Genomic DNA, 23,710 nt, shown 5'->3' with positions numbered 1-23,710 from the left:
CCATAGGCGAGGTTATCTATCTGGGCGGCGCGTCCGCAGCCACCGAAAAAGCGGTACAGCCGGTTTAGGAAAAGAGCCACCACCCGCCCATCCAGCAGCGCCGCCGCTCCGAACCTCCACTGGGGAAGAAATACTTCCAGGAAAGGACGGAGCAGTGGACGCAGCGGACCAGCAGGCCCTTACCGGCGCACTGATACGGGAGCACGCCCTGGACATGGGCCAGCTGTGGCTGGAATACCTGGCCCTCGGCGGCGACGCTTCCGAGGAGGACATCCGGGACTACAGCAGCGGGCTGGCAACCCTTCCCCCGAAAGACAGGGACGCGTTGGCCCAGGCCGTCAACGAGCATTGTGCTGCCGCAGGCCTGCTGTCCCGGGCACCGTTCAGCGGCTCCCTCCTGGCCCAGGCGGGAAGCGACTCGCAGGAACCCTACTCGTCAAAGTAGGTGGAGGTGCCGGAACTGCCGGCGATGGATGCAACCACGGTGGCGGCAACCTCCTTGAGCTTCATGTTCCGGGTGTTGGAGGCCTGCAGCAGCACGCTGAACGCCTGGTGCTGGCTGCAGCGGCTCTGGGCCATGATGGCGCCGGTGGCCAGGTCGATCACGGTCCGCGACTTCATGGCGGCGCTCATGCTGTCCTTCGTGTCCTGCAACTTGCCTATCCGCAGTGCCAGCCGCAGGCTTTTTGAAACCTGTCCGGAGAAGGCCCGCACGGTGGCAATGTCTTCGCTGCTGAAGGCCTGCAACCGGACGCTGTACAGGCTGAGCGCACCACGGGTATCTTCGCCCAGCGCGAGCGGCACGCTGACAGCGGAGAACAGTCCCTGGCCGGAGAGCGCGCTGGCATAGGCAGGCCATCGCCTTTCCTGGCTCACGTCAGGGACCAGGACCGTGTCCATGGTGCGCATGGCGGTGATGCCCGGTCCGTCGCCGTACTTGTTCTGGAGCTGGTCAAGGACGCGGATGCAGGGATCGCTGCCAGCGATGGCGGTGGCCTTCTTCTGCCTCTCGACAGCAACGCCGCAGAGAATTTCCCGGTCCCCGCTGCTCAGCCGTCGCGCCGAATAGCTGGCCAGGTCCCGAAGGAACTCGTCAATATTGGCGCTGTCCAGCACCAGGTCCTGAAGATGCAGCGCGACGTCGGCGAAGACATCGTCATTCGCGGCTTCGGCGTGAGCCACCACTTTCCCCTCCCGAACAGCACGTAGGCCACGTCGTCCATTAAATGAACGCCTTGGCCGCTCACTGCCGAACGGTACATGCCAGCCTACCTGCGAGGCGGTCATAATGTGTGCTCCATGACAAACGCCAGCCCGCGCACGGGGGCTGTTCGCGGCAGCACGGTGACGGCGGAAGGACCCACGGTCCACCGCTTTATGGGGATTCCCGACGCCCAGCCGCCGTCGGGGCCCCGGCGCTTCTGCCCGCCGCCTCCCGGCACGCGTCCGACGGTGACCAGGTACGTTGGGAGCCTATGCGGCGGCCAGGGAGTTGAGGGTGTCCCGGATCCCGTTCAGCGCGGGGTCCCGCAGGGACATAAAGGCCGGCTTCAGGAGCGGCTGGACGATTTTGGCCGGCCCCTTGATGCTGAACTCGGCGGTATATTTCACTACCGACCCCTGGGCGGCGGGGCTCACGTCGATGGAGTCGAAGGCGGTGACGGACTTGTTCTCGCCGCGGAGCTTGATGTGGTTCTCCGTCAGCTCGATGACCTCGTACTCCAGTGACTGCCGCTTGCCGCGGAACTCGGACTCTGCATGGTAGCGGTGCCCCACCGCCACCGGACCGGGCGTCAGTTTCTCCATCACCGGGGTGTTGGGATCCCACTCGCTGGTGTTCTCGAACGCGCTCAGGAAGGCAAAGGCCTTCTCTGCGGACAATTTGGTTTCCACACTTCCGGTGACTGTGATCATCACCCCAGTGTAGGAACAGGCACCCGGGAAGCACACCCCCGGGGATGGCCCTGCACGGTCCCTGTACGACAAACAGCAGCAGCGCCCCGGACGAAACCCGCCGGGGCGCTACTGCCGTGAATCATGGCTGTGCGGTCAGCTGACCTGCAGGCCGCCGTTGATGTCGTAGGTGGCTGCCGTGATGTAGCCGGCGTCCTTCCCGAGCAGGAAGGAAATCAGTGCGGCCACTTCCTCGCGGGTACCCACGCGCCCCATCATGATGCCCTCGGACATCTGGGCCTTGCGTTCCTCAGAGAGGGTGCCGCCCATGATGTCAGTGTCAATGGGACCCGGTGCGATGGCGTTGACGGTCACGCCGAACTCCCCCACCTCACGGGCAAGGGCCCTGGTGAACCCGATGATTCCAGCCTTCGAGGCGCTGTACGCCACCTTGGAGTAGGTGCCGCCGCCACGCTGCGCGGAAATCGAGGAAATGCTCACGATGCGTCCGAGCTTGCGCTCAATCATGCCCTTGAGCACGCGCTGGGACACGATGAAGGTGCCGCGCATGTTGATGGCGAATACCTTGTCCCACTCCTCCACGGTGGTGTCCATGAAGGGGGTGGGCGAGCTGATGCCGGCAAGGTTGGCGAGGGCAACGATGGGCGGCAGCGAGTCTTCGATTTCGCTGATGGCCCTGTCCACGGAAGCGGCGTCGGACACGTCCGCGCCCACTCCGATTGCCTTCACTGCACGGTTGGAGCCGATCTCCGCGGCCGCGGCTTTGGCGTCTTCGGCGTTGATGTCAAGGATTGCGATGGACCAGCCCTCGCTGGCCATCAGGTCCGCGGTGGCGCGGCCGATGCCGCGGGCAGACGCGGCCCCGGTCAGGACGACGGTACGTTCAGCGGGAAATGCGGTGGTTGTCACAGGTATATCTTTCGTCAGGGGTTCGGTTCAGGAGACTTTGGCTGCGTTGACCGCTGCCGCAGCGGCAACTGCAGGGTCCAGGGCGGCGTCGCCCTCAGGCCGTTTCCGGGCGTAGAAGTACGTGGCCACTGCCGTGACGCACAGGCAGAAGGACAGGAACAGCAGGCCGCTCTGGTTGTTGCCGGTGGCGTCCTTGAGCAGGCCCACGGCGTACGGGGCCACAAAGCCGCCGAGGTTGCCGAGGGAGTTGACCAGGGCCAGTCCGGAAGCAGCGGCTGCACCGGTGAGTGCGGCTGACGGCATGGACAGGAACGGTGCAATGGCGCCGTAGATGCCCATCGCGGAAGCGGTCAGTGCGATCAGGGCAAGGATGGGGTTGACCGGGAGCAGGTAGCCCGCTGCCAGGAGGCCCATGCCGGCCAGAACCATGCTGACGGAGGTGTGCCAGGCGCGCTTGCCCGTGCGGTCCGCCCGCCTGCTCCAGAAGTAGACAAAGACCGCGGCGATGGAGTACGGAATGAGGACGATGAAGCCCACCTCGGCGGTGGAGAACTTGCCAAGGGCGGCCACAATGGTGGGCATCCAGAGGCCCAGTCCGTAGATGCCGCAAACCAGGCCGAAGTACAGGGCCGAGTAGGTGAGGGTGCGCTTGTCCTTGAGGCCGGCCAGGAAGTTGTGGCTCCCGACCTTGGACTTGGCAGCAAGTTCGGCTTCCATGGTGGTGGCGAGCCATTCGCGTTCTTCAGTGTTGAGCCACTTGGCGTCACGGGGACGGTCCGTCATCAGCATCGGAGTCAGCAGGCCAAGCAGGATGGCGGGGATGCCCTCGATGATGTAGAGCCACTGCCAGCCCTGCAGTCCCATGATGCCGTCCATCTGCAGCAGGAGTCCGGAGACCGGTGCGCCCAGGGCGTTGGAAATGGGCTGGGCCAGGATGAAGATGCCCAGGACGGTGACGCGCTGCGCGGCGGGGAACCACAGCGTCAGGTAGAAGAGGATCGCGGGGAAGAACCCGGCCTCGGCAGCACCCAGCAGGAAGCGGATGATGTAGTAGGTGCTTTCGCCGTTGACCAGCGCCATGGCGGTGGCGAAGATGCCCCAGGTGATGAGGATCCGGGCAAGCCACTTGCGGGCGCCGAAGCGGTACATTCCGGCGTTGCTGGGAACTTCAAGCAGGGCGTAGCCCAGGAAGAAGATGCCGGCGCCAAGCCCGTAGGCGGCGGCGCTGAGGCCGATGTCCTCGCTCATGGTGAGCTTGGCGAAGCCCACGTTATTGCGGTCAAGGTAGGCAATGAAGTAAAGCAGGACAATCAGCGGCATGACGCGGCGGCGGACCTTGCGGAGCGTGCGCTCGCCGAGTTCGCCCAGTCCTGCGGACGGCATGGAGAGTGAAGTCATCGTCGACCTTCTATCTGGCGGACGCGGCGCATTGGGGGCGGCGCGTCCGAGGGGAAGTGGGGATTTTCCGTCTGCTTGCAATTTGGATCAGATGTCTGACATCTGACGAAGCAACATGAGAAAGATCATAGAAGGGTGATCCGGATTACGTCAAGCCCCGCGGAGAAGGGCACCGCAAACCGGTGATGTGGCGCTCGGGGTGCCAACGGTCACGTGCAGCTCTAGCCCTGGGATTCAGGGTGCTGGACGTAGCGCTCGTAGTCGCGGTACGTCTGTTCCATATGGTCATCCATGACCCGCCGGGAAAGCTCGGCGTCGCCGCTGACGATGCTCTCCATGACCTTCTGGTGGTACTCGATGGCGTGGAGCTGGATCTCGGGTACAGCCGAGGTTTCCCGCCGGGTCATGTAGAGCAGCTGCCCCAACTGCGCGAAGAGTGCCCGGACGAAGGGATTGCCCGAGGCCCTGAGCACCACGTCGTGGAATGCGATGTCCGCTTCCACAAAACGGTCCAGGTCCCGCGCCTCGTGGAAGCGCTTCATGTCCGCGATGCACTGCTCCATCTGCCGGGCATGCTCGGGGGTATGCCGCTTGGCGGCCAGGGACGCCGCACCGGTTTCCACCATGCGCCGCATCTCGATCAGCCCCACTGAAACCTGGTCCGCAGCGTTTCCATGCGAGGCGGCCTTGAAGATCGCGTCCAGCCCCGTCCAGTTGTCCGTCGGGTTCACGAATGTTCCGCGGCCTGCCTTGACGTACAGGATGTTCTGCGCCCTTAGCGCCTTGAGCGCCTCGCGGACCGTGAGCCTGCTGACGTCATAGGCCTTGGCGATGTCGGCCTCGGGCGGGATGGCGTCGTGCGGTTTCAGCTTGCCGGAGAGGATGTCGTCGAGCAGGCCGTCGACGAGGTCGTCAACGAGTGTCCTGCGGCCCATCCTTGGCTCCTGCCCTAGAGTTGCCCGCCGGTACGGGCCCTCTAAACTTTACTGTCCAATGCTGCGCGGATCAGCATCGTGACCTGTTTCCCGCAGCGGGCCGGGCTTAGCAGCCCTCGAAGTCCGTAAGGACCTTGACCTTACCAGCGGACGCGGAGGCCGGGTCGAAGGTGTAACCGATCCACTCCTTGGCCAGCCGGCGGGCGAGTTCAATGCCCACCACGCGCTGGCCCATGGTGAGGACCTGGCAGTCGTTGGACAGGACTGAGCGTTCCACGGAAAAAGAATCATGGGCGGTGGTGGCCCGGATTCCCTCCACCTTGTTCGCAGCGATGGCCACCCCGATTCCGGTGCCGCAGAAGAGGATGGCCCGGTCAGCGGCGCCGTCCCTGATCATTTCGCCCGCCGCGATTCCCACATAGGGGTATGGCCTGGTGAAGTCGTCGGGAGCATCGCACCGGTTGACGCCAATGTCGATCACTTCGCGGACCCGGGGATCCTGCCGGAGGTCCTGAAGGACCTTGTCCTTGTAGTCCACTCCCGCCTCGTCCGCGCCTACAACGAGCCTCAGTCCCGTGGGCTGCCCTTCAGTGTTCATTGCCGCGCTCCAACAGCTTCGCTGGCGGTTGCGGTGAGGTGCGGACCCATGACGGTGAAGATCATGGCCAGCGACGTCGCGCCCGGGTCCGGTGTGCCCAGGCTCTTTTCGGCCAGCGGGCGGGCCCGGCCCTTGAGCGGCAGGAGGCCGGCCGTTGCTTCGGCGGCTGCCGTCGCGTCGCGGGCAGCGTCCTCCCATGCCCGGTCCGGTTCCACTCCTGACGCCACCAGGGCGGCAAAGGAGGAAGCGAACGGCAGCAACGCGTCCACCATGGTCTTGTCGCCGGCCTCTGCCTTCCCCAGCTGCACGATCCGGTCAGCGAATGCCCTGACCGCCGCTGCGAGCTGCCCGGGTTCCGGGGCCGAACTGTTTCCAACAGATTCGCCGAAGGCCCGCAGTCCGGCTCCCCACAGGACGCCGGATGTCCCGCCCGCCTTGTCGGCCCAGGCATCTCCGGCAGCTGCCAGCACATCGCCTGCTCCGGCCCCTTGGTTCAGGGCAGCGGACGCAGCCGCGGCGGCGGCGTCGATCCCTCGCACCATGCCGCGCCCGTGGTCACCGTCTCCGGCGATAGCGTCCATCCTGCCGAGCCGCTCCTCGGCGTCGTGCAGCAGGGCTTGCGTCGCTTGCAGCGCGGCAAGGCACGCGGTGGCGTACTGGCGGGAGGCCTCGGCGGCAACGAACGGGGCAGCGCTTGGGTCGTCGTCGGACGTTCCTTCAACGGCGGCGGCGCCTGACTCCCGGACCGCGTTCCCGCGGCGGTAGGCGGGCGTTTCGGCGGGGGCGAGCCACAGCGGTTCCAATTCCCCGTCCAGCCAGGTGACGGTGAGCGACACCCCGGCCATGTCCAGGCTGGTGACGAGTTCCCCGACTTCGGGCGCCACCAGGGTATATCCGGCGGCGCGGAGCAGCGGCGCCACGGTGCCCCAGAGAACGAAGAGCTCCTCGTGCTTGGTGGATCCGAGTCCGTTGAGGATGACTGCTATCCGTTCGCCGGCATTGGGCGGAGTTTCTGCCAGGAGGCGGGTCACCAGCTCGCGGCCCAGCTCCTTTGCGGACGGCAAGGCGGTGTCGAACAGTCCGGGCTCGCCGTGGATGCCCAGGCCCAGCCCCATCTGCCCGTCGGGCAGGGAGAACAACGGGGATTCCGCGCCCGGGAAGGTGCAGCCGGAGAACGCGCTGCCGATGGTGCGGGTCCGGTCATTGGCCTTCCGGCCCAAGCGGACCACCTCGGCGAGGTCCGTGCCGGCCTCGGCTGCGGCACCCATGACCTTGAAGACGGTGAAGTCACCGGCGATGCCGCGGCGCTTGGCGGATTCCGACGGCGGGGCGCTGGCGATGTCGTCAGTGACCAGGACGTTCTCCACGGCAATGCCCTCCGCAGCCAGGCGCTCGCTGGCCATGCCGAAGTTCATGACGTCGCCGGCGTAGTTCCCGTAGGTGAAGACGACGCCGGCGCCGGACTCTGCTGCCTTGGCCACGGCGTAGGCCTGCTGCGCCGAAGGGGACGTGAAGATGTTGCCCACCACTGCGCCGTCGGCAAATCCAGGTCCGATGAGGCCGGCGAAGGCCGGGTAGTGTCCAGACCCGCCGCCCGCCAGGACGGCGACCTTGGGCTGCGGGGGCCGGAAGCGCCGCACGGCGCCGCCGGGGACCTGGCGGACCAGGTCCGCGTGGACGTCGCAGAACCCTGCCAGGGCCTCCTCGGCAAAGTCCGAAGGGTCGTTGAAGATTTTCGTCATGATGAGCTCTCTGCCGTGTGTTTCTGGGCGGACCTGAGGGACTTCCGAAAGATGCGGCCGCTTTAGTGGATGTGGCTGCCGCCGTTGATGTCGATGGTGGTGCCGGTGAGGTAGGCGGAGTCTTCTGAGGAGAGGAACGTGATCACCGCGGCAACTTCCTCGGTGGTGGCGTTGCGGCCCAGCGGGATGCCTGCGTTGATGGCGGCTTCCTGCTCCTCGGTGCTTCCCACGCGGATGTTGGTGTCCACGGCGCCGGGGGTGATGGCGTTGACGGTCACACCGGTGGTGCCGAGCTCACGGGTCAGTGCCTTGGTGAAGCCCAGGATGGCGGCCTTGGCGGCGGAGTAGGGGACCTTGCCGAACACGCCGCCGCCGCGCTGGGCGGAGACCGAGGACATGTTAACGATGCGGCCCCAGCCGTTCGCGATCATGTCCGGCAGGAATGCCTTGGTCACCAGGTAGGTGCCGGTGGCATTGACGTCCATGACCTTGTGCCAGAGCTCAAGGGTGGTCTCCAGGAACGGGACCGGGGAGGTGATGCCCGCGATGTTGGCGAGGGCGCCCACCGGCGGCAGGTTGCCGGCCGCAACTTCGGCGGCGACGGCGGCCTGGGCGGCGGTGACGGAGGCTTCGTTGGCGACGTCGATCTCGTGGCCGAAGGCGGGGACGTTGAATTCGTTGCCGATTTCGGCCGCGACCTTGGCGGACTTCTCGCCGTCGAGGTCCAGGATCACCACGGCCCAGCCCTGGTTGGCGTAGCGGCGGGCGGTGGTGATGCCGATGCCCCGGTCCGAGGTTGCCCCGGTGAGGACGGCGGTGCGCTGGATGGTGGTCATGATGTGCTCCTTGGGTTCTGTTTCGGTGGATCGATTGCTCCGCAGCTGTCGTTCTGGACGTTCAAAACGGCAGGTACGGAACAGTCGATGGTCAGATCAGGTCTGTGATGAAGCTGCCGGCTTTGGCGGCAGCAGCGGGACGCTCGTCATGGGTGACGTCGCGGGTCTCCAGTTCCAGGGAGAAGTGCCCCTGGTAGCCATCCGCGGCGAGCCGCTTCAGGCCTGCGGCAAAGTCGGCATGCCCGTTGCCGATGCTGAGGTTGATGTTCCCCGGCACGGCGTCCCGGAGATGGACGTGGGAAATCCGGCCCTCGTGGCGCCGGAGGTACTCCAGCGGGTCCTCGCCGGCGGCGACGATATGGCTGAAGTCCATGACGATTCCGACGCCGGTGCCCGCCAGGCGCTGTGCCAGCAGTTCCGCGCGGTCGAGGTTCCAGCAGAACCGCAGGAAGTGCAGGGACTCCGTCCAAAGTTCGACGCCGAACTCCGCCGCGCGCTGCCCGGCGGAGGTGAGCTGGGCGGCAATAAGGTCCAGGTCCCCGTCGAGGTTCCGAACCGGTTCGTGGCTGAGTGCACCGCACGGGAGGACGAGCGCCTTCGCGCCGGTATCCCGAGTGAGGGTCAGCAACGCCTCCAGGTGCCGTTCGCGCCCGGCCTGCTGCCCGGCGTCGAGCACTGCGTTGAGGTCGCCGATGTCCCCGTTGACGGAACGGACCCGCAGTCCGGAGGCACCAACCTCGGCTGTTACCGCGCCGACGGCGGCTGCGTCCAGGTTGTACGGGACATGGTCGCAGACGCCGGGGAGGGCGCCGAGATCGATCTCTTCGAAGCCCAGGCCGCCGATCGTTTTCAGGGCAGCAGGCAGGGCCTGGTGCCTGAAGCTGATGGATGAGCAGCCGAGTCGGGAGTTGAACATCGTCGTTCCTCTGGGTGGGCGGGTGGTGACGTGAATCACCGTAAGCCCTTTTACTGTCAACAGTCAACTTCCAACATTGACTGTTGACAGTCAGCATGAGGCGCGTCACACTGGGGATATCATTTGTTAACAGTCGACAGCGGCCGGATCCCCTCGGACCGCTTTTCGAAAGGGAAACTCCATGAGCAACGAAGCTCTAAAAATGCGTGGCCACGTGCACGGCACCAAGGATGCCAAGCGCGTCGCCATCGGCTCCGGCGTCGGCGCCGTTATTGAGACCTACGACTTCATCGGCTTCGGCACCGCTGCGGCCCTCTACTTCGGAACAGCCTTCTTCCCCACCGGCGATCCCGTCACAGGAACGCTTGCAGCCTTCGCCACCCTCGGCGTCGGCTTCGCGGCACGCCCCATCGGCGGCATCATCGGCGGCCATCTGGGTGACAAGGTGGGCCGCAAGCCCGTTCTGGTTGCCTCCCTGATCCTCATGGGCGTGGCCACGTTCCTCATAGGCCTGCTGCCCACCTACGAACAGGTTGGCCTGCTGGCACCGGCGCTGCTGGTGTTTGTACGCATCGTCCAGGGCCTCGCCTTCGGCGCCGAATGGGGCGGCGCCATCCTCATGAGCTACGAGCACGCACCCTGGAAGTCCAAGGGCAAGTACACCGGCATCGTCCAGGCCGGCTTCCCGGTGGGCCTCCTCCTGGCCAACCTCGTCTTCCTGGTCAGCGTGAACCTCGGCGGTGAACTGGCGTGGCGTGTCCCGTTCCTTGCAAGCATCGTGCTCGTGGCCGTCGGCCTGATCATCCGCTCCAAGGTCCCGGAGTCCCCCGTCTTCGACGAGGTCAAGGAGAGCGGCTCCATCGTTAAGTCGCCCATCACGGAGGTCATCAAGACCGACTGGCGGAACATTGTCCGCGGCATCGGCCTGCGCATCGCCGAGACTGCAGGCTACGCGGTGTCCGTCACCTACATGATTTCCTACCTGCACACCCAGCAGCTCGCAAACAAGACCGAAACCCTCGTGGCCCTCTGCATCGCATCGGCAATCGGTATCTTCGCCACCATGGCCTGGGCCCGCCTTACGGACCGCATCGGACGCCGGCCCCTGTACATCTGGTCCTGCGCCTTCGCTGCCCTGTTCGGCATCCCCATGTTCCTGATGGTGAACACCGGACTGTTCATCTTCGTCATTGCCACGATCGTCATCTCCTACGCCGTCTGCCAGAACTCGCTTGCCGGCGCCCAGGGACCGTGGTTCCCGGAGCTGTTCCAGGCCAAGACCCGATCCTCCGGGGCCTCCCTGGCCTACCAGATCTCCGCTATGGTCTCCGGCTTCACGCCCTTCGTGACCACCCTGCTGTTCGTAGCCCTCGGCTGGATGGGCCCCGCGCTCCTCTTCAGCTTCTACGCAGCGATCGGCCTCTGGGCTGCCCTCGTCACCAGGGAGACCTGGGGCAAGCGCGAACGCAAGCTGGCTGAGGAAGCCACCAAAAGCACCCCGCATTCGGTGACGGTCTAATGACCATCACCCACGAATCGACCACGGAGCCAGTAATGTCCGCAGATATCGTCCATGACCGGTTGGCGCGGGTCAGCGCCGCGGCCTACCGCATCCGGCACCACGCCCTCAACATGGGCGAGGTCCAGGGCCAGGGCTATGTGGGCCAGGCCCTGGGAGCCGCGGACATGCTGGCCACGGTGTACGCTGACCAGCTCCGCTTCCGGGCTGAGGATCCGCACTGGGAGCCCAGGGACAGGTTCCTGCTGTCCACCGGCCACTACGCGATCGGCCACTACGCGGCCCTCGCAGAGGCCGGAATTGTCCCGGTCGAGGAGCTGGAGACCTACGGCTCGGACGATTCCCGGCTGCCGATGTCCGGAATGTCCACCTACACGCCGGGCATGGAAATCTCCGGCGGCTCCTTGGGCCACGGACTCACCATCGCAGTGGGCATGGCCCTGGGCCTGCGCTACCAGGGCTCGGACGCCCGGGTGTTCAACTTCCTGTCCGACGGCGAACTGGACGAAGGCTCCACGTGGGAGTCCGCCATGGGTGCACACCACCACCAGCTGGGCAACCTCACCGCCATGGTGGACATCAACGCCCTCCAGGCGGACGGGAAGACGGAAACGGTGCTGCGCACCGAGCCGGTGACCGAGAAGTGGGAATCGTTCGGCTGGTACACGCAGCGGGTGGACGGGAACGACGTCGGCGCGCTGCTGGCAGCGTTCGACAACGCAGCCGCCCAGGCCGCCGCCGTCGGACGCCCCTCGGTGATCCTGTGCGACACGAAGGTGGGCCGCGGCGTGCCCCTGCTGGAGGAGCGCGAAAAAGCGCACTTCATGCGCATCGACGAACACGAATGGCAGGTCTGCCGCGAGCAGCTGACCGCCGGCTACGAAGCCGCTGAAGGAGACACCAAGTGAGCACCACCGCCACCGAGGCCCCCAACACCACGGCCGCTGTGAAGCCGAAGCTGAAGACCTCTGCGATGATCGCCTCCTTCGCGGACCCCGGCCAGAAAACGTCCTCGGCACCGTTCGGGCACGCACTGGCCAGGGCCGCGCAGGAGAACGACAAGATCGTTGGCCTCACCGCGGACCTGGGCAAGTACACGGACATGCACATCTTCGCGCAGGCCTTCCCCGAGCGCTTCTTCCAGATGGGCATGGCGGAGCAGCTGCTCTTCGGCGCCGCCGCCGGGCTCGCGGAAACAGGCCTGGTGCCGTTCGCGTCCACGTACTCCGTGTTCGCTGCCCGCCGAGCCTACGACTTCCTCTGCCTGGATGCGGCCGAGCCGAACCTGAACGTTAACATCGTGGGCGGCCTTCCCGGCCTGACCACGGGGTACGGCCCCAGCCACCAGGCCACTGAGGACATGGCGATTTTCCGCGGCATGCCCAACCTGACCATCGTGGACCCGTGCGACTCGGTGGACATCGAGCAGGCCGTCCCCCAGCTGGCAGCATCGGACGGACCCACCTACCTGCGCCTGCTGCGCGGCAACGTGCCCACCGTGCTGGACGAGTACGGCTACACGTTCGAACTCGGCAAGGCCAAGGTGCTGCGCGGCGGCAATGACGTCGTGTTCGTTTCCTCGGGGCTGATGACCATGCGCGCCCTCCAGGCAGCCAAGGCACTGGCGGCACACAACGTGGATGTCGCCGTCGTGCACACCCCCACCATCAAGCCGTTCGACGCCGCAACGGTCCTGGCGGAGATCAACACGGACCGGCTCGCCGTCACCCTGGAGAACCACTCCGTGGTGGGCGGCCTGTTCGAAACCGTCGCCTCCGCCGCCGTCACCGCAGGCATTGGCAAACGGGTGGTGCCGGTGGCACTTCCGGACCAGTTCCTGGACGCCGGCGCCCTGCCAACCCTGCACAGCCGCTACGGCCTGACCGTGGACCGCATCGTGGCCAAGGTTCTCGCCGAGCTCGGCTAGCACCCGTCCCGCATCGCAGAAAGCACGGCGCCGGCCCGGCCGGTCCCGTGCTTTCTGCCGTACCATCGAAAGTACGACCGACTGTAAACAGTCGACTTACAACATTGAGGACAGAGGCCATGGCCGGACTGACCGCCCCGCTGCTGGGACTGCAAAAAAAGAGCCTGCGCGAACAGGCACTCTCGGCACTGCGCACCGCCATCACCAGCGGAGAACTCGAACCGGGCCGCCACCTGGTGGAAACCGAACTTTCCGAGATGCTGCAGATCAGCCGGGGAACCCTGCGCGAAGCCCTGCGCCAGCTCGAACAGGAAGGGCTGGTCTCCGCCGGGCCCCGCGGCAGGCTCTCCGTCCGCCACCTGGACGAAAAAGAAATCCGGGACATCTACACCGTTCGCGCAGCCCTGGAATCGCTGGCCGCCCGCACGCTCTGTGAACTGCCGGACCGCCAGCACGTCATCACGTCCCTCCGCGCAGCCATCGATGCAATGACGGCAGCCGAGAAGGAAAGCCTGCAGCAGCGCGTCGAATCCGACCTGGAGTTCCACCGGACGCTGTGCCGGCTCACGGGCAACGAGACGCTCCTGCACACCTGGGAATCATTGGAAGGGTCCATCAGGATGTCCATCATGTTCGCCGGGCTCGAAAAGGGCGTGAAGAACATGAGCGTGGACCGGCACCACGACATTGTGGCGGCCATCGAAACCGGTGACGCCTCCCTGGCCCGGAAAACCATCCGGGAACATATGGACACTGCCGCGGCCAACCTCGTGGCCTAGCCGTTTCTTGGTAGTTTCGTAGTTCACCCGAATAGTCTCGGCGCCCCCGGGTACCTGGGACTATGGGAAAGGTGTCAGGCAGTGCGCCCTGGGACTGCGGAATCGACGTGTAGGAAGAGGACTGTATGCGGGAACCGATGGCCAGCGACGGTGTTTATGAAGCGGAGACCGTTGCCGGCAAGGATGAAGTAACAGCTGCTGAACCTTCGGTAGAACCTGACGTCAATTTCGACGAACAGTTCTACCCTGCCCGGCCCAAGGCCCTGAGGCCAACGGCGCGGCGCCGCCAGTACTTTGCCACGAGACCGTCCTTCGAATTCGACGGGCGCAATACGGCGTACGTCGAATGGCTGCGGAACCAGGCAATGCTGGGAGACGCCAATACACTGGCCAGGCAGCTCTCAGGGCAGGCCAGCATGTGGCAGAACTCGTACGCCCACCCGAATCCCCGGGCTGCCGTTGAACGTGCGCCTGTCTGGTTCACCGCATATCCCCTGTCCTTCATCACCAGGTCCAGCCAGTCCTTCCTCTCGGCCCTGGGTGACCCCGCCATGTGGGAAGCCTTCAGCCAGATAGGCATCCGCGCCATCCACACGGGCCCGGTCAAACTGGCCGGCGGCATCAGCGGCTGGTCCCAGACGCCCAGCGTGGACGGCCACTTCGACAGGATCAGCATGGCGATTGATCCCGTGTTCGGCACGGAGGATGAATTCCGCCGGATGTGCGAGGTTGCTGCGGACCACGGCGGCACCATCATTGACGACATCGTTCCCGGGCACACCGGCAAGGGAGCCGACTTCCGCCTGGCCGAGATGAATTTCCGGGACTATCCGGGGATTTACCACATGGTGGACATCCCCGAGGAGGACTGGCACCTGCTGCCGGACGTGCCCGAGGGGCAGGACTCGGTAAACCTGAGCCCGGACGCCGAGCAGGCACTGCAGAAGGCCGGCTACATCATCGGCAGGCTGCAGCGCGTCATTTTCTATGAGCCCGGCGTCAAGGAAACCAACTGGAGCGCAACCCGGCCCATCGTGGACACCACGGGGAAGACGCGCCGCTGGGTCTACCTCCACTACTTCAAGGCAGGCCAGCCGTCCATCAACTGGCTGGACCCCACGTTTGCGGGGATGCGCCTGGTGGTAGGCGATGCGCTGCATTCCCTGGTTGACCTGGGCACCGGCGCGCTCCGGCTGGATGCCAACGGATTCCTCGGAGTGGAGAAGAGCGCCGAAGAGCAGCCCGGCTGGTCCGAGGGGCACCCGCTGTCCGAGGCGGCCAACCAGCTCATCGGCTCCATGATCCGGAAGGTGGGCGGGTTCTCCTTCCAGGAACTGAACCTGACCATCGACGACATCAAGGCGACCTCCGAGGCAGGCCCCGACCTTTCCTACGACTTCATCACCAGGCCGGCCTACCACTACGCCCTTGTCACCGCGGATACCGAGCTCCTGCGGCTCACGCTGCGTCTCTCCATGGAGATCGGTGTGGACCAGGCTTCACTGGTGCATGCCCTGCAGAACCACGATGAGCTGACCTACGAGCTGATGCACTTCGCCGCCGGGCACCGGGACGAGCTGTTCGAACTCAACGGGCAGGAGCTCACCGGCGCCCAGCTCGCTGAGCAGGTGCAGCAGACCATGCGCGAACGGCTGACCGGCGAGAAGGCACCCTACAACGCGGTGTTCACCACGAACGGCATCGCCTGCACCTCAGTCAGCTTCATCATGGCCGCACTGGGAATCCAGGACCCGCACGCCATCTCCGCCGAGGAGGAAGCACGGATCCTTGACGTGCACATCCTCCTCTCGATGTACAACGCCCTCCAGCCCGGAGTCTTCGCCCTGTCCGGCTGGGACCTGGCCGGCATCACCGCGCTGGACCGGAAGAGCGTCGAGGAGCTCACTGCCCAGGGCGACACCCGCTGGATCAACCGCGGCGCCCACGACATCATGGGCACCAGCCCGGACGCGGAAGCGTCCTCCTCCGGAATGCCCAGGGCGCGCAGCCTCTACGGCCCGCTCCCGGAGCAGCTGCGGAACCCGGACTCCTATGCCAGCCGGCTCCAGCGGATCCTGGCGGTGCGCGAGGAAAGCGGGATAGCCACCGGGGCCCTGCTCGATGTACCGGACGTTTCCAACCGCGGCCTGCTGGTGATGGTCATCCGGCTGGAAAGCGGTGCACTGGGCGTCACCGTGCTGAATTTCTCGGACCAGGATATTGCGGGCAGCATCCAGTCCAGCCACCTGGTGCCCGGGGCCGCCGTCCACGACCTTTTCAGTGGCGACGCCGTTGGCCAGGTGGACGACCTGCACAGTTTCTTCCTGGAACTGCCTGCCTTCCACGGAACGGTCCTGCAGCTGACCGAACCGGAAGCAGAGCAGGAGGCAGAGCAGGAGGCCGCCCCCGGGCGGGAAGCAAGTGGACAGCCCGAGGCGGTCCTGCCGTAGGGGCACAGGCTTCCAGGCACCTCCAGGATGCCTTTCGGGAATCCCCCTGAGTTCCGCGCCGTTAACTGAATGTGCGGAAAGTTCCGCTCATTCGAACGAGGGATTGAATGAACGCGAAGTTTGTATCAGTAGAAGACGACGCCGGGAAGGTCACCCGGTACGTCAGGCATGCCAACGGCGGCGGGCTTATCGCGCCCGGCGCCGTTGTGGCCGAGAGCGCCCGGATCGGCGCCATGACGTACGTGGAGAGCGGCGCCCGGATCGGCCCGGGCTGCCGGATAGGCCACGGCAGCTGGATTGACCGCGACGCCACGGTGGGCGAGCGGACCGTGATCGGCGACGGCGTGCGCGTAGGCCGCGGGACCGTGGTGGGAAACCGGGTGCACATCGGGAGCCATTCCCGGATCGGTTCCAGCGTGCTGATTGAGCACGGCACCCACCTGGAAACGGACGCTACCGTGCCCGACGGTGAACAGGTCCTGTCCGGCTCGCAGGCGAAACGCCCCCGGCCGGTCCCTGGGAAGGACCGGACCCACGTCAAGGGCAGGGGCCGGATAGCTGCCTGAGCCGTGCCATTGGCGCCGTCGCGGGCGCCGTGGCCTGGCTTCACCCGGGCTCAGGGCCGGAAAATCCGTGGGCCCGCTTATCCTGGCTCCTCGCCTTCAGGGCCGCCGCGGCCCACACAGCAGCCAGCAGCGCCACCAGCAGCAGGCCGGCGTCGCCCAGGTCGATGGATCCCAGCCACCCCGTCAGGGGATCTTCCAGCGCGAAGGCGGCGTTGACGAAGCCACCCAGGGTGATGACCGCGATGAACAGGGCGGACACCGCCGAGATCCCGGTGACCAGGGCGTTGAAGCCGAGCCTCCTTTGAGGATCGTCGAGGGCAGAGCGGTACAGCCGCATCATGGCCACCCCGTTGAGCGAATCGCACAGGGTCATGGCGGCGGTGAACGCGAGGGGCAGCGCCAGCAAGGCGAATGCCGGCACCCCGGCCAGCGAGGCCGCCGTCGTCATCATCAGGAGACCGACTGTTGTGGCGGTGTCAAAGCCCAGCCCGAACAGGAAGCCAACCACATAGATGTTCCGCGGCCGCCGCACCCTGGCCAGCGGCCGCGCGAGGAGCCGCGCCACAAGTGCCCGCGGCTCCAGGTCCAGGGGGTTGATGGGCGCCCCGGTCCGTGCCCGGCGGTAGGCGCCGGCCGAGCGCGCGAACGCTGAACCGTTGAACAGGCCCATCGCCAACAGGAACAGCCCGGACACGCCGCTGCCCATCAGCCCGAGCACCAGGTTGCCGGTTGATCCGTCCTGCATGAGCTCCCCCACCACTGCGGCGCCGGCGGCCACCAGCACGCCGGCCAGGGTGACCACGGAGCTGTGGCCAAGGCTGAACGCGAACCCGACGCTCACCGGGTCCTGCCGTTGCGCAACGAACTTCCGGGTGGAGTTGTCGATGGCTGCCAGGTGGTCCCAGTCGTAGCTGTGCTTCACGCCGGCCAGGTAGGCGGTCAGGACCAGCCCCCAGGTGAGCGCCTGCGCGCCGGTCCCGCCCGCGGCGCCTGCGTTGCCGGCCAGCAGGAGTACGACGGCGGCCGTGTGCAGGGCGGCCACCGCACCGAACATCCACAGTAGGCGGGTCCGCAGCGGCAGCGCTTCCCGCTGCCGGTACAGCGTGGTGATGGTCCCGAGGGCAGTCATCAGTGCTTCCTCAGGTTCAGCGGTCCCTGCCCGTGCCACCGCTCCCGGAGGAGCGAAATGCAGTCCCCCAAGAGCCTGTTCAGTTCCCCGGTGCTGTTCGACAGCGAGCGCAGGACCAGCCCCGTGGTTCCGCCCACTGTGCGGGTGAGGGAGATCCCGGCCAGGGCATTTGCGTCCCCCGTGATGCCGTGCAGCTCGTCGGCGAGCGCCTGGTCCACGCGCGGGTCCACCACGATCAGCGACCCGAGGTGGCTGAAGCCTTCCATGAATCCCAAACCCGTTACATAGGCCGACGGCGGGTGGATGAGCAGGTTGTCCAAGGCCAGCAGCTCAGTGCCGCCCTCCGTCTCGACGTGGATCTCGTTCCGCAGCCTCACTTCCTCGTAGCGGAAGGCAGCACCGTCCGGCGACCAGCCCGGCGTCACAACTTCGGCCATAACAAGGCTCGACGACGGATGGACAGTGAGGTGCGTCCGTTGCCGGTAGCTGGCCTCCCGGTAGGCAATGAGCTGGTCCGGCACCAGCTCCAGCCGGGCCCCCTCCCCCAGCCGCACAGTCATCCGCTGCTCAGCAAAAGACCCAGGAGTCCGGTAAACCTTGGTAGCCGACTGGGTTGTCAGCAACAGGTCAGCCCCGTCCTCCACCTCAACATCAACAAGAAAGAGATCCGCCCCAAGATAGGCACCACCAGGATTCACAACGACATAGCAAACCTGCCCAGAGTCATCAAGATAATGCGGCCGCAAAACCCGAAGAGCGCCCCGATGATACTGATGCGACGCAACCGAGCGCTCCCCACGCAAGGCGACCACAAGCTCAAGCTCCCCCGTGGGGGCCCGATCAGCGGACGCGGGTGGAAGGGGCCGCGGCGTGGCGGGCACCGCGGAGCGGGCACGGCCCCTTCCACCCGCGGGCGCAGGGCCCGGCGAGGGACGCGCGGAACTTGGCGCCGTCGTCGTGCTCATGTTGCGAGGTCGAGCATCAGGACGTCGTGCCGGATCCAGTCCATGACCTTGTCCAGCCCCTCGTCGGTTTTGAGGTTGGTGAAGCAGAACGGCTTGGCGCCGCGGAACTCTTTGGAATCCCGTTCCATGACGGCGAGGTCGGCGCCGACGTGGGGTGCGAGGTCGGTTTTGTTGATGATGAAGAGATCGGACTTGATCATGCCCTGGCCGGCTTTGCGGGGGATTTTCTCGCCTTGGGCCACGTCGATGATGTAGATCGAGAAGTCCACGAGTTCAGGGCTGAAGGTTGCCGAGAGGTTGTCGCCGCCGGATTCGACGAAGATCACCTGCAGGTCCGGGTGCCGGGCTTTGAGCTCCTCAATGGCGGCGGTGTTCATGGAGGTGTCTTCGCGGATGGCGGTGTGGGGGCAGCCGCCGGTTTCGACGCCGATGATCCGGTCCACGGGCAGGATGCCGTTGGCTGCGAGGATCTTGGCGTCCTCGATGGTGTAGATGTCGTTGGTGATGGCGGCCATGGAGATCCCGCCGCTCATGTGCCGGGTGAGCCGCTCCACGAGCTGGGTTTTACCGGCACCGACGGGTCCTCCGATGCCGATCTTGATGGGTTCAGCCATTGTTCCTCCTCAGTAAAAAGCACAGTTAGCTCATGAACATCCGGGCACGTTGGCGTTCGTGCCGCATTTGCGAAATTTCCAGTCCGGGGCTGACGGCCCCGAAGTCGTCCGGCGTAAGGTGCGGGATGCGTTCGACGGCGGCAGCAACGCCGTCGGCCGCCTGCCTCAGCAGCCGCTGGCCTGCGTTCTGGCCCAGCGGGATGGCGCGGACGGCGTTCTGCGTCAGGGAGGTGGCGGTGGCGAAAAGGTAGGCGCCGAGCGCCTCCTGGAGCGGCACGCCGAGCGAACGGGCGACGACGGCGAATGCCAGCGGCTGGTGCCCCGCGGCCCGCCCGCTGGCCACCAGGTCCCGGTACAGTCCCAGCGCAGGCGAGGGAAAAACCTCCCCACCGATCTCGAGCAACCGCGAGCCCATCTTGAGGCTGGCCTCCCGAACCTGCCGCGACAAGAGCGAAGCAGACAAGAGACCATCCAGCTCCGCCAAGTCCCAGCCCTCATAAAGGAAGCGAATGGCCAGCCCGTCAGAGTAGGTAAGCGACTGCGAGGCAAAAACAGACAACCACTCCCCGAAACCAGCCTCATCAGCGACCACCCCGGCGTCAACATAGCTTTCAAACCCAAGAGAGTGCGCAAAAGCCCCGGTAGGAAGCGCAGAGTCGACCAACTGTTGAAGAGCAAGCTGGTAGCTGCTCACTGAAGGCGCACCCGCGGTGAGGAACGCAAGCGACGCGAGGGATATGGGGCCGCGGCGTGGCGGGCACCGCGGAGCGGGCACGGCCCCATATCCCTCGCGGCGTCCCAAGCCGGGGAAACGGGGAGAGCGTTAGTGACTGTGCTCAGCATGGCGGAAAGGCACAGGCATGACGCGTTCCTGGCGGGTATAGGGCGCACCCACGTGGACAAGGTAGTCCTCGACGGTGTGGTCGTAGGCGCACACCATGACGTCGGCCCCATACTCGCTCTCGGAGTCGAAGAACTGGGCCTGGAGGTGCCGGTTGCCGAGGGAGTGGGCCACGACGCCCATCTCGTGGATGGTCCGGGGAGCGATGACCAGGATGTCGGTGGGCAGGACTGACACCACGATCATGTTGGTCTCTTCGACGTGGAGGATGTCCCCGTCCCGCAGGTCGCCGGAGCCTGCGGGCAGGCGGATGCCGATTTCCTTGCCGTGGTCTGTGGTGGCCCGCTGGATGCGTTTGACCAACTGCGCGCTGGGGAGGACCACTTTTTCCTGGTGCAGCCCTGCGTAGGCGTGCGGGTCCGGCAGTTCGTGCAGGTTGCCGAGGACTTTTTCGATGATCACGTGTGGCTCCGACGTTCGAAGTTCTAGAAGAGGAAGTAGCGCTGGGCCATGGGCAGGACGTCGGCCGGCTCACAGGTGACGTCCTCGCCGTCGACCTTTACCTGGTACGTTTCCGGATCCACCTGGATGTCCGGGGTGGCGTCGTTGTATTTCAGGTCGGCCTTGGTGAGCGTCCGGATGCCGGAGACGGGGCGGATCACCTTCTCCAGCCCCAGTTCCTGGGGGACGCCGGCGTCAATGGCCGCCTGGGACAGGAACGTGATGGAGCACTGCCGGACAGCTTTGCCGAACGCGCCAAACATCGGCCGCATTGTGCGCGGCTGCGGGGTGGGGATGGAGGCGTTGGCATCACCCATCAGCGCATAGGCAATCTGCCCGCCCTTGAGCACCAGCTCGGGTTTCACGCCGAAAAACGCCGGGTCCCACAGCACCAGGTCGGCGAACTTGCCCACCTCCACTGAGCCAACGGAGTCCGCGATGCCCTGGGCGATGGCCGGGTTGATCGTGTACTTGGCCACGTAGCGCTTCAGCCGGAAGTTGTCGCTGCCGGCGCTGCCGTGGGAGGCATCTTCAATCCCGCCGCCAGGAGCTGTCAGCAACCCGCGCTGCTTCTTCATCTTGTCCGCCACCTGCCACGTGCGGGTGATGACCTCGCCCACCCGGCCCATCGCCTGCGAGTCGGAGGAGGTGATGGAGAAGATCCCCATATCCTGCAGCACGTCCTCGGCGGCGATGGTCTCGGCCCGGATCCGGGAATCAGCAAACGCCACGTCCTCGGGGATGTCCGGGTTGAGGTGGTGGCACACCATCAACATGTCCAGGTGCTCTTCGATGGTGTTGCGGGTGTACGGCAGGGTGGGGTTGGTGGAGGCCGGCAGGACGTTGGGCATGCCGGCGATCTTGATGATGTCCGGCGCGTGCCCGCCGCCTGCTCCCTCGGTATGGAAGGTGTGGATGACCCGGCCGTTGATGGCGCGGATGGTGTCTTCCACAAAGCCGCACTCGTTCAGGGTGTCCGTGTGGATGGCCACCTGGACGTCGTACTCGTCAGCCACCGTCAGCGAGGTGTCGATCGAGGAGGTGGTGGCGCCCCAGTCCTCGTGGACCTTCAGGCCGATGGCACCGGCGCGGATCTGCTCGGCCAGGGGTTCGACGGCGGATGCATGGCCTTTGCCGAACAGGCCGATGTTCATGGGGAAGCCTTCGGCGGCCTGGAGCATTCGCTGGATGTGCCACTTTCCGGGCGTCACGGTGGTGGCCTTGGTTCCTTCGGCCGGGCCGGTGCCGCCGCCGATCATGGTGGTGATGCCGCTGGTCAGGGCCGTTGGGATCTGGTCCGGGGAGATGAAGTGGATGTGCGTGTCCACTCCCCCGGCGGTGAGGATCTTGCGTTCGCCGGCGATGATTTCGGTGCTGGCGCCGATCACGATGTCCACGCCGTCCGTGATCTGCGGGTTGCCGGCCTTGCCGATCCTGAAGATGTGCCCGTCCTTGAGGGCGACGTCCGCTTTGTAGATGCCGGTGTAGTCCAGGATCACGGCGTTGGTGATCACGGTGTCCGGCACATCCTCATTACGGACTGCTTGGCCGTTCTGGCCCATCCCGTCGCGGATCACCTTGCCGCCGCCGAACACCACTTCCTCGCCGTAGACGGTGAGGTCGCGCTCGATCTCGAGGAACAGCTCGGTGTCCGCCAGGCGGATGGCGTCGCCCGTCGTCGGGCCGTACAGATCGGCGTACTGCCGGCGGGGAATCTCGAAACTCACTTGCCGCCCCCTTCCGTGACGGACCCGCCCGTGCGGGCGCCGCCGTCGAGCTTTCCATTCACAGCGTTGCTGAGCCCGAACACCTCGCGGGACCCGGCCAGTTCGATTAGCCGCACACTCCGCGAGTCACCCGGTTCGAACCGTGCAGCGGTCCCGGCGGGGATGTCCAGCCGGCGCCCGTAGGCGGCTTCCCGGTCGAAGGCCAGGGCGCGGTTGGCCTCGGCGAAGTGGAAGTGCGAGCCCACCTGCACGGGCCGGTCGCCAGTGTTGGTGACGGGCAGCTCAATCGCCTCCCGTCCGGCGTTTGCCGTCACCGGCTCGGGCCGGAGGACGTACTCTCCTGGGATCATGGCCTGCCCCTTCAGCGGATGGGATCGTGGACGGTGACGAGCTTGGTGCCGTCGGGGAAGGTGGCCTCGATCTGCACGTCGTGGATCATCTCGGGTACGCCTTCCATGACGTCCCCGCGGCTGAGCAGGGTGGTGCCATAGCTCATCAGGTCGGCCACAGTGCGGCCGTCGCGGGCGCCCTCGATCAGTTCGTAGCTGATGATGGCCACGGCCTCGGGGTAGTTGAGCTTGAGCCCGCGGGCCTGGCGGCGGCGCGCGAGGTCGGCGGCCACCACGATCAGAAGCTTTTCCTGCTCACGTGGCATCAAATGCATGAGGGTCCCTTCGGCAGCCATCGGACGGCGTGGGACCCACAGTAGGTGGCGGACGTTTCGGCCACGTTTCAGGTTTGTTAGCGCCGGCTCTCCGCGTGCACGCCCGGCGTTGCGCTGAATTTCCCCAGGTCTCGGCGCAGGGAAGGCGATGACGACGGCGCGTCGCCGGGACACGCCGTCGTCGGCTCCAAAAGGCGGGGAGACTCAGCGGGCCAGCCGCGCGAGGATCTCCTCGGTGGACTGGACGGGCTGGCGGTAGCTGGTGGAGAGGATGCGCAGCATGTCCGCAGCGTCCTGGGTGTCCTCGGAGGCCATCGCGTCCCTGGCGTAGGTGACCCGGATGTTGTGGGCGAAGGCGTCTGCGCCGGTCTGGGCGATGCAGTTGTGGGTGGACACCCCGGCGAGGACCACCTCATCCGCGCCCCAGTTGCGCAGCCGGGACAGCAGGTTGGTGCCCACGAAGGCGCTGTCCCGTGTTTTGTTCAGCTGCGGCAGTCCGTCGAGGGCGAGTCCAGGTACAGCCTGCGCCTGCTCGGTGCCGCGGAAAATGAAGCCCTGGTCGTCGTCGAGCATGTTCAGCGTCCAGGTTGACTTGTCCCGCTCGTGTTCCGTCCCCACCATCAGGGCCTTGTGGCCGCTCGCCTTGAAGGCCTCCAGCAGCCTGTTGCAGGACGCCACCAGCCTTTCCTGCTGCGCGGCAAGTTCGGGCGCCTCGAAGTATGCGTTCTGCATGTCGATGACAAGAAGTGCAATCATGTCCGGAACCGTACCCCGTGGCGT

At 65.9% G+C, this 23,710-nt stretch carries 25 protein-coding genes; 7 read left to right on the top strand and 18 right to left on the bottom strand.

The window, feature by feature from the left end; all coding sequences use genetic code 11:
- The first annotated feature begins 154 nt into the window (after nt 1-154).
- On the top strand, nt 155-445 hold the full coding sequence (locus FHJ30_RS01925; RefSeq protein ID WP_139027573.1) for a hypothetical protein: 291 nt from the start codon (nt 155-157) through the stop codon (nt 443-445).
- Here FHJ30_RS01925 and FHJ30_RS01920 read toward each other — a convergent pair.
- The 9 genes from FHJ30_RS01920 to FHJ30_RS01875 all read right to left on the bottom strand — a co-directional run bounded on the left by FHJ30_RS01920 (nt 430) and on the right by FHJ30_RS01875 (nt 9,248).
- A complete protein-coding gene (locus FHJ30_RS01920; RefSeq protein ID WP_139027572.1) occupies nt 430-1,182 on the bottom strand; it encodes a GAF and ANTAR domain-containing protein in 753 nt (250 codons plus the stop codon). The two genes, FHJ30_RS01925 and FHJ30_RS01920, sit on opposite strands and share 16 nt — an antisense overlap.
- 291 nt (nt 1,183-1,473) lie before the next feature.
- Nucleotides 1,474-1,914, bottom strand: coding sequence for an SRPBCC family protein (locus tag FHJ30_RS01910; RefSeq protein WP_139027571.1), 441 nt, complete (start codon nt 1,912-1,914; stop codon nt 1,474-1,476).
- Nucleotides 1,915-2,049: 135 nt separating this feature from the next.
- The gene (locus tag FHJ30_RS01905) at nt 2,050-2,823 is read right to left on the bottom strand and encodes an SDR family NAD(P)-dependent oxidoreductase (protein ID WP_139027570.1); all 774 of its coding nucleotides are present in this window, start codon (nt 2,821-2,823) and stop codon (nt 2,050-2,052) included.
- A gap of 27 nt (nt 2,824-2,850) precedes the next feature.
- Entirely contained in the window at nt 2,851-4,221 is a 1,371-nt protein-coding gene (locus tag FHJ30_RS01900) for an MFS transporter (protein ID WP_139027569.1), read from the bottom strand.
- Nucleotides 4,222-4,442: 221 nt separating this feature from the next.
- Nucleotides 4,443-5,156 carry a FadR/GntR family transcriptional regulator gene (locus FHJ30_RS01895; RefSeq protein ID WP_139027568.1) on the bottom strand — a complete coding sequence of 238 codons (714 nt, stop codon included), beginning with the start codon at nt 5,154-5,156 and terminating at the stop codon, nt 4,443-4,445.
- Between the two features lie 106 nt (nt 5,157-5,262).
- Complete coding sequence (locus FHJ30_RS01890; protein WP_139027567.1) at nt 5,263-5,754, bottom strand: ribose-5-phosphate isomerase; 492 nt, start codon at nt 5,752-5,754, stop codon at nt 5,263-5,265.
- Nucleotides 5,751-7,496, bottom strand: a complete 1,746-nt coding sequence (locus FHJ30_RS01885) for a dihydroxyacetone kinase family protein (protein ID WP_139027566.1) — start codon at nt 7,494-7,496, stop codon at nt 5,751-5,753. The genes FHJ30_RS01890 and FHJ30_RS01885 overlap by 4 nt, the downstream gene beginning before the upstream one ends.
- Nucleotides 7,497-7,558: 62 nt before the next feature.
- On the bottom strand, nt 7,559-8,332 hold the full coding sequence (locus tag FHJ30_RS01880) for an SDR family NAD(P)-dependent oxidoreductase (protein WP_139027565.1): 774 nt from the start codon (nt 8,330-8,332) through the stop codon (nt 7,559-7,561).
- A 91-nt stretch (nt 8,333-8,423) separates the two neighbouring features.
- Complete coding sequence (locus FHJ30_RS01875; protein WP_139027564.1) at nt 8,424-9,248, bottom strand: sugar phosphate isomerase/epimerase; 825 nt, start codon at nt 9,246-9,248, stop codon at nt 8,424-8,426.
- Between the two features lie 181 nt (nt 9,249-9,429).
- Here FHJ30_RS01875 and FHJ30_RS01870 point away from each other — a divergent pair, with 181 nt between their 5' ends.
- The 6 genes from FHJ30_RS01870 (at nt 9,430) to FHJ30_RS01845 (ending at nt 16,489) form a co-directional block, all read left to right on the top strand.
- Nucleotides 9,430-10,767, top strand: coding sequence for an MFS transporter (locus FHJ30_RS01870; RefSeq protein ID WP_139027563.1), 1,338 nt, complete (start codon nt 9,430-9,432; stop codon nt 10,765-10,767).
- 35 nt (nt 10,768-10,802) lie between these two features.
- Nucleotides 10,803-11,675: a transketolase gene (locus FHJ30_RS01865; RefSeq protein WP_228405100.1), complete on the top strand. Its 873-nt coding sequence runs from the start codon at nt 10,803-10,805 to the stop codon at nt 11,673-11,675.
- 65 nt (nt 11,676-11,740) lie between these two features.
- Nucleotides 11,741-12,694 carry a transketolase family protein gene (locus FHJ30_RS01860; protein WP_139027600.1) on the top strand — a complete coding sequence of 318 codons (954 nt, stop codon included), beginning with the start codon at nt 11,741-11,743 and terminating at the stop codon, nt 12,692-12,694.
- A gap of 119 nt (nt 12,695-12,813) precedes the next feature.
- Complete coding sequence (locus FHJ30_RS01855; protein WP_139027561.1) at nt 12,814-13,473, top strand: GntR family transcriptional regulator; 660 nt, start codon at nt 12,814-12,816, stop codon at nt 13,471-13,473.
- A gap of 125 nt (nt 13,474-13,598) precedes the next feature.
- Entirely contained in the window at nt 13,599-15,923 is a 2,325-nt protein-coding gene (treS, locus tag FHJ30_RS01850; RefSeq protein ID WP_139027560.1) for a maltose alpha-D-glucosyltransferase, read from the top strand.
- Between the two features lie 107 nt (nt 15,924-16,030).
- A complete protein-coding gene (locus tag FHJ30_RS01845) occupies nt 16,031-16,489 on the top strand; it encodes a DapH/DapD/GlmU-related protein (protein ID WP_139027559.1) in 459 nt (152 codons plus the stop codon).
- 40 nt (nt 16,490-16,529) lie between these two features.
- Here the strand turns inward: FHJ30_RS01845 and FHJ30_RS01840 are convergent, their stop codons facing one another.
- From FHJ30_RS01840 to FHJ30_RS01800, 9 genes are all read right to left on the bottom strand, one after another.
- Entirely contained in the window at nt 16,530-17,618 is a 1,089-nt protein-coding gene (locus FHJ30_RS01840; RefSeq protein ID WP_139027558.1) for a HoxN/HupN/NixA family nickel/cobalt transporter, read from the bottom strand.
- Complete coding sequence (locus tag FHJ30_RS01835; protein ID WP_139027557.1) at nt 17,618-18,583, bottom strand: urease accessory protein UreD; 966 nt, start codon at nt 18,581-18,583, stop codon at nt 17,618-17,620. The genes FHJ30_RS01840 and FHJ30_RS01835 overlap by 1 nt, the downstream gene beginning before the upstream one ends.
- Entirely contained in the window at nt 18,580-19,197 is a 618-nt protein-coding gene (gene ureG, locus FHJ30_RS01830; protein ID WP_139027556.1) for an urease accessory protein UreG, read from the bottom strand. Before ureG ends, FHJ30_RS01835 begins: the two co-directional genes overlap by 4 nt.
- 25 nt (nt 19,198-19,222) lie before the next feature.
- Complete coding sequence (locus FHJ30_RS01825) at nt 19,223-19,891, bottom strand: urease accessory protein UreF (RefSeq protein ID WP_139027555.1); 669 nt, start codon at nt 19,889-19,891, stop codon at nt 19,223-19,225.
- 129 nt (nt 19,892-20,020) lie between these two features.
- On the bottom strand, nt 20,021-20,500 hold the full coding sequence (gene ureE / locus FHJ30_RS01820) for an urease accessory protein UreE (RefSeq protein WP_139027554.1): 480 nt from the start codon (nt 20,498-20,500) through the stop codon (nt 20,021-20,023).
- Nucleotides 20,501-20,523: 23 nt separating this feature from the next.
- Complete coding sequence (ureC, locus tag FHJ30_RS01815) at nt 20,524-22,266, bottom strand: urease subunit alpha (protein ID WP_139027553.1); 1,743 nt, start codon at nt 22,264-22,266, stop codon at nt 20,524-20,526.
- On the bottom strand, nt 22,263-22,616 hold the full coding sequence (locus FHJ30_RS01810) for an urease subunit beta (protein ID WP_139027552.1): 354 nt from the start codon (nt 22,614-22,616) through the stop codon (nt 22,263-22,265). The genes ureC and FHJ30_RS01810 overlap by 4 nt, the downstream gene beginning before the upstream one ends.
- Before the next feature lie 11 nt (nt 22,617-22,627).
- Nucleotides 22,628-22,930, bottom strand: a complete 303-nt coding sequence (locus tag FHJ30_RS01805) for an urease subunit gamma (protein WP_139027551.1) — start codon at nt 22,928-22,930, stop codon at nt 22,628-22,630.
- A gap of 204 nt (nt 22,931-23,134) precedes the next feature.
- On the bottom strand, nt 23,135-23,686 hold the full coding sequence (locus FHJ30_RS01800; RefSeq protein WP_139027550.1) for a cysteine hydrolase family protein: 552 nt from the start codon (nt 23,684-23,686) through the stop codon (nt 23,135-23,137).
- Between the last annotated feature and the right edge of the window lie 24 nt (nt 23,687-23,710).

Origin of the sequence: Arthrobacter sp. BB-1, assembly GCF_006151685.1 — a bacterium.
Lineage (GTDB): Bacteria > Actinomycetota > Actinomycetes > Actinomycetales > Micrococcaceae > Arthrobacter.
This window is presented reverse-complemented; position numbering and strand designations above follow the sequence as displayed.

Bases quoted from the DNA above. Each gene is read 5' to 3' on its own strand.
- ureG (WP_139027556.1), bottom strand. From the start codon at position 19,197: ATGGCTGAACCCATCAAGATCGGCATCGGAGGACCCGTCGGTGCCGGT.
- treS (WP_139027560.1), top strand. From the start codon at position 13,599: ATGCGGGAACCGATGGCCAGCGACGGTGTTTATGAAGCGGAGACCGTT.
- FHJ30_RS01895 (WP_139027568.1), bottom strand. From the start codon at position 5,156: ATGGGCCGCAGGACACTCGTTGACGACCTCGTCGACGGCCTGCTCGAC.
- FHJ30_RS01855 (WP_139027561.1), top strand. From the start codon at position 12,814: ATGGCCGGACTGACCGCCCCGCTGCTGGGACTGCAAAAAAAGAGCCTG.
- FHJ30_RS01805 (WP_139027551.1), bottom strand. From the start codon at position 22,930: ATGCATTTGATGCCACGTGAGCAGGAAAAGCTTCTGATCGTGGTGGCC.
- FHJ30_RS01910 (WP_139027571.1), bottom strand. From the start codon at position 1,914: ATGATCACAGTCACCGGAAGTGTGGAAACCAAATTGTCCGCAGAGAAG.
- FHJ30_RS01810 (WP_139027552.1), bottom strand. From the start codon at position 22,616: ATGATCCCAGGAGAGTACGTCCTCCGGCCCGAGCCGGTGACGGCAAAC.
- FHJ30_RS01885 (WP_139027566.1), bottom strand. From the start codon at position 7,496: ATGACGAAAATCTTCAACGACCCTTCGGACTTTGCCGAGGAGGCCCTG.
- FHJ30_RS01835 (WP_139027557.1), bottom strand. From the start codon at position 18,583: ATGAGCACGACGACGGCGCCAAGTTCCGCGCGTCCCTCGCCGGGCCCT.
- FHJ30_RS01840 (WP_139027558.1), bottom strand. From the start codon at position 17,618: ATGACTGCCCTCGGGACCATCACCACGCTGTACCGGCAGCGGGAAGCG.
- FHJ30_RS01800 (WP_139027550.1), bottom strand. From the start codon at position 23,686: ATGATTGCACTTCTTGTCATCGACATGCAGAACGCATACTTCGAGGCG.
- FHJ30_RS01890 (WP_139027567.1), bottom strand. From the start codon at position 5,754: ATGAACACTGAAGGGCAGCCCACGGGACTGAGGCTCGTTGTAGGCGCG.
- FHJ30_RS01875 (WP_139027564.1), bottom strand. From the start codon at position 9,248: ATGTTCAACTCCCGACTCGGCTGCTCATCCATCAGCTTCAGGCACCAG.
- FHJ30_RS01865 (WP_228405100.1), top strand. From the start codon at position 10,803: ATGTCCGCAGATATCGTCCATGACCGGTTGGCGCGGGTCAGCGCCGCG.
- FHJ30_RS01860 (WP_139027600.1), top strand. From the start codon at position 11,741: ATGATCGCCTCCTTCGCGGACCCCGGCCAGAAAACGTCCTCGGCACCG.
- FHJ30_RS01900 (WP_139027569.1), bottom strand. From the start codon at position 4,221: ATGACTTCACTCTCCATGCCGTCCGCAGGACTGGGCGAACTCGGCGAG.
- FHJ30_RS01870 (WP_139027563.1), top strand. From the start codon at position 9,430: ATGAGCAACGAAGCTCTAAAAATGCGTGGCCACGTGCACGGCACCAAG.
- FHJ30_RS01845 (WP_139027559.1), top strand. From the start codon at position 16,031: ATGAACGCGAAGTTTGTATCAGTAGAAGACGACGCCGGGAAGGTCACC.
- FHJ30_RS01880 (WP_139027565.1), bottom strand. From the start codon at position 8,332: ATGACCACCATCCAGCGCACCGCCGTCCTCACCGGGGCAACCTCGGAC.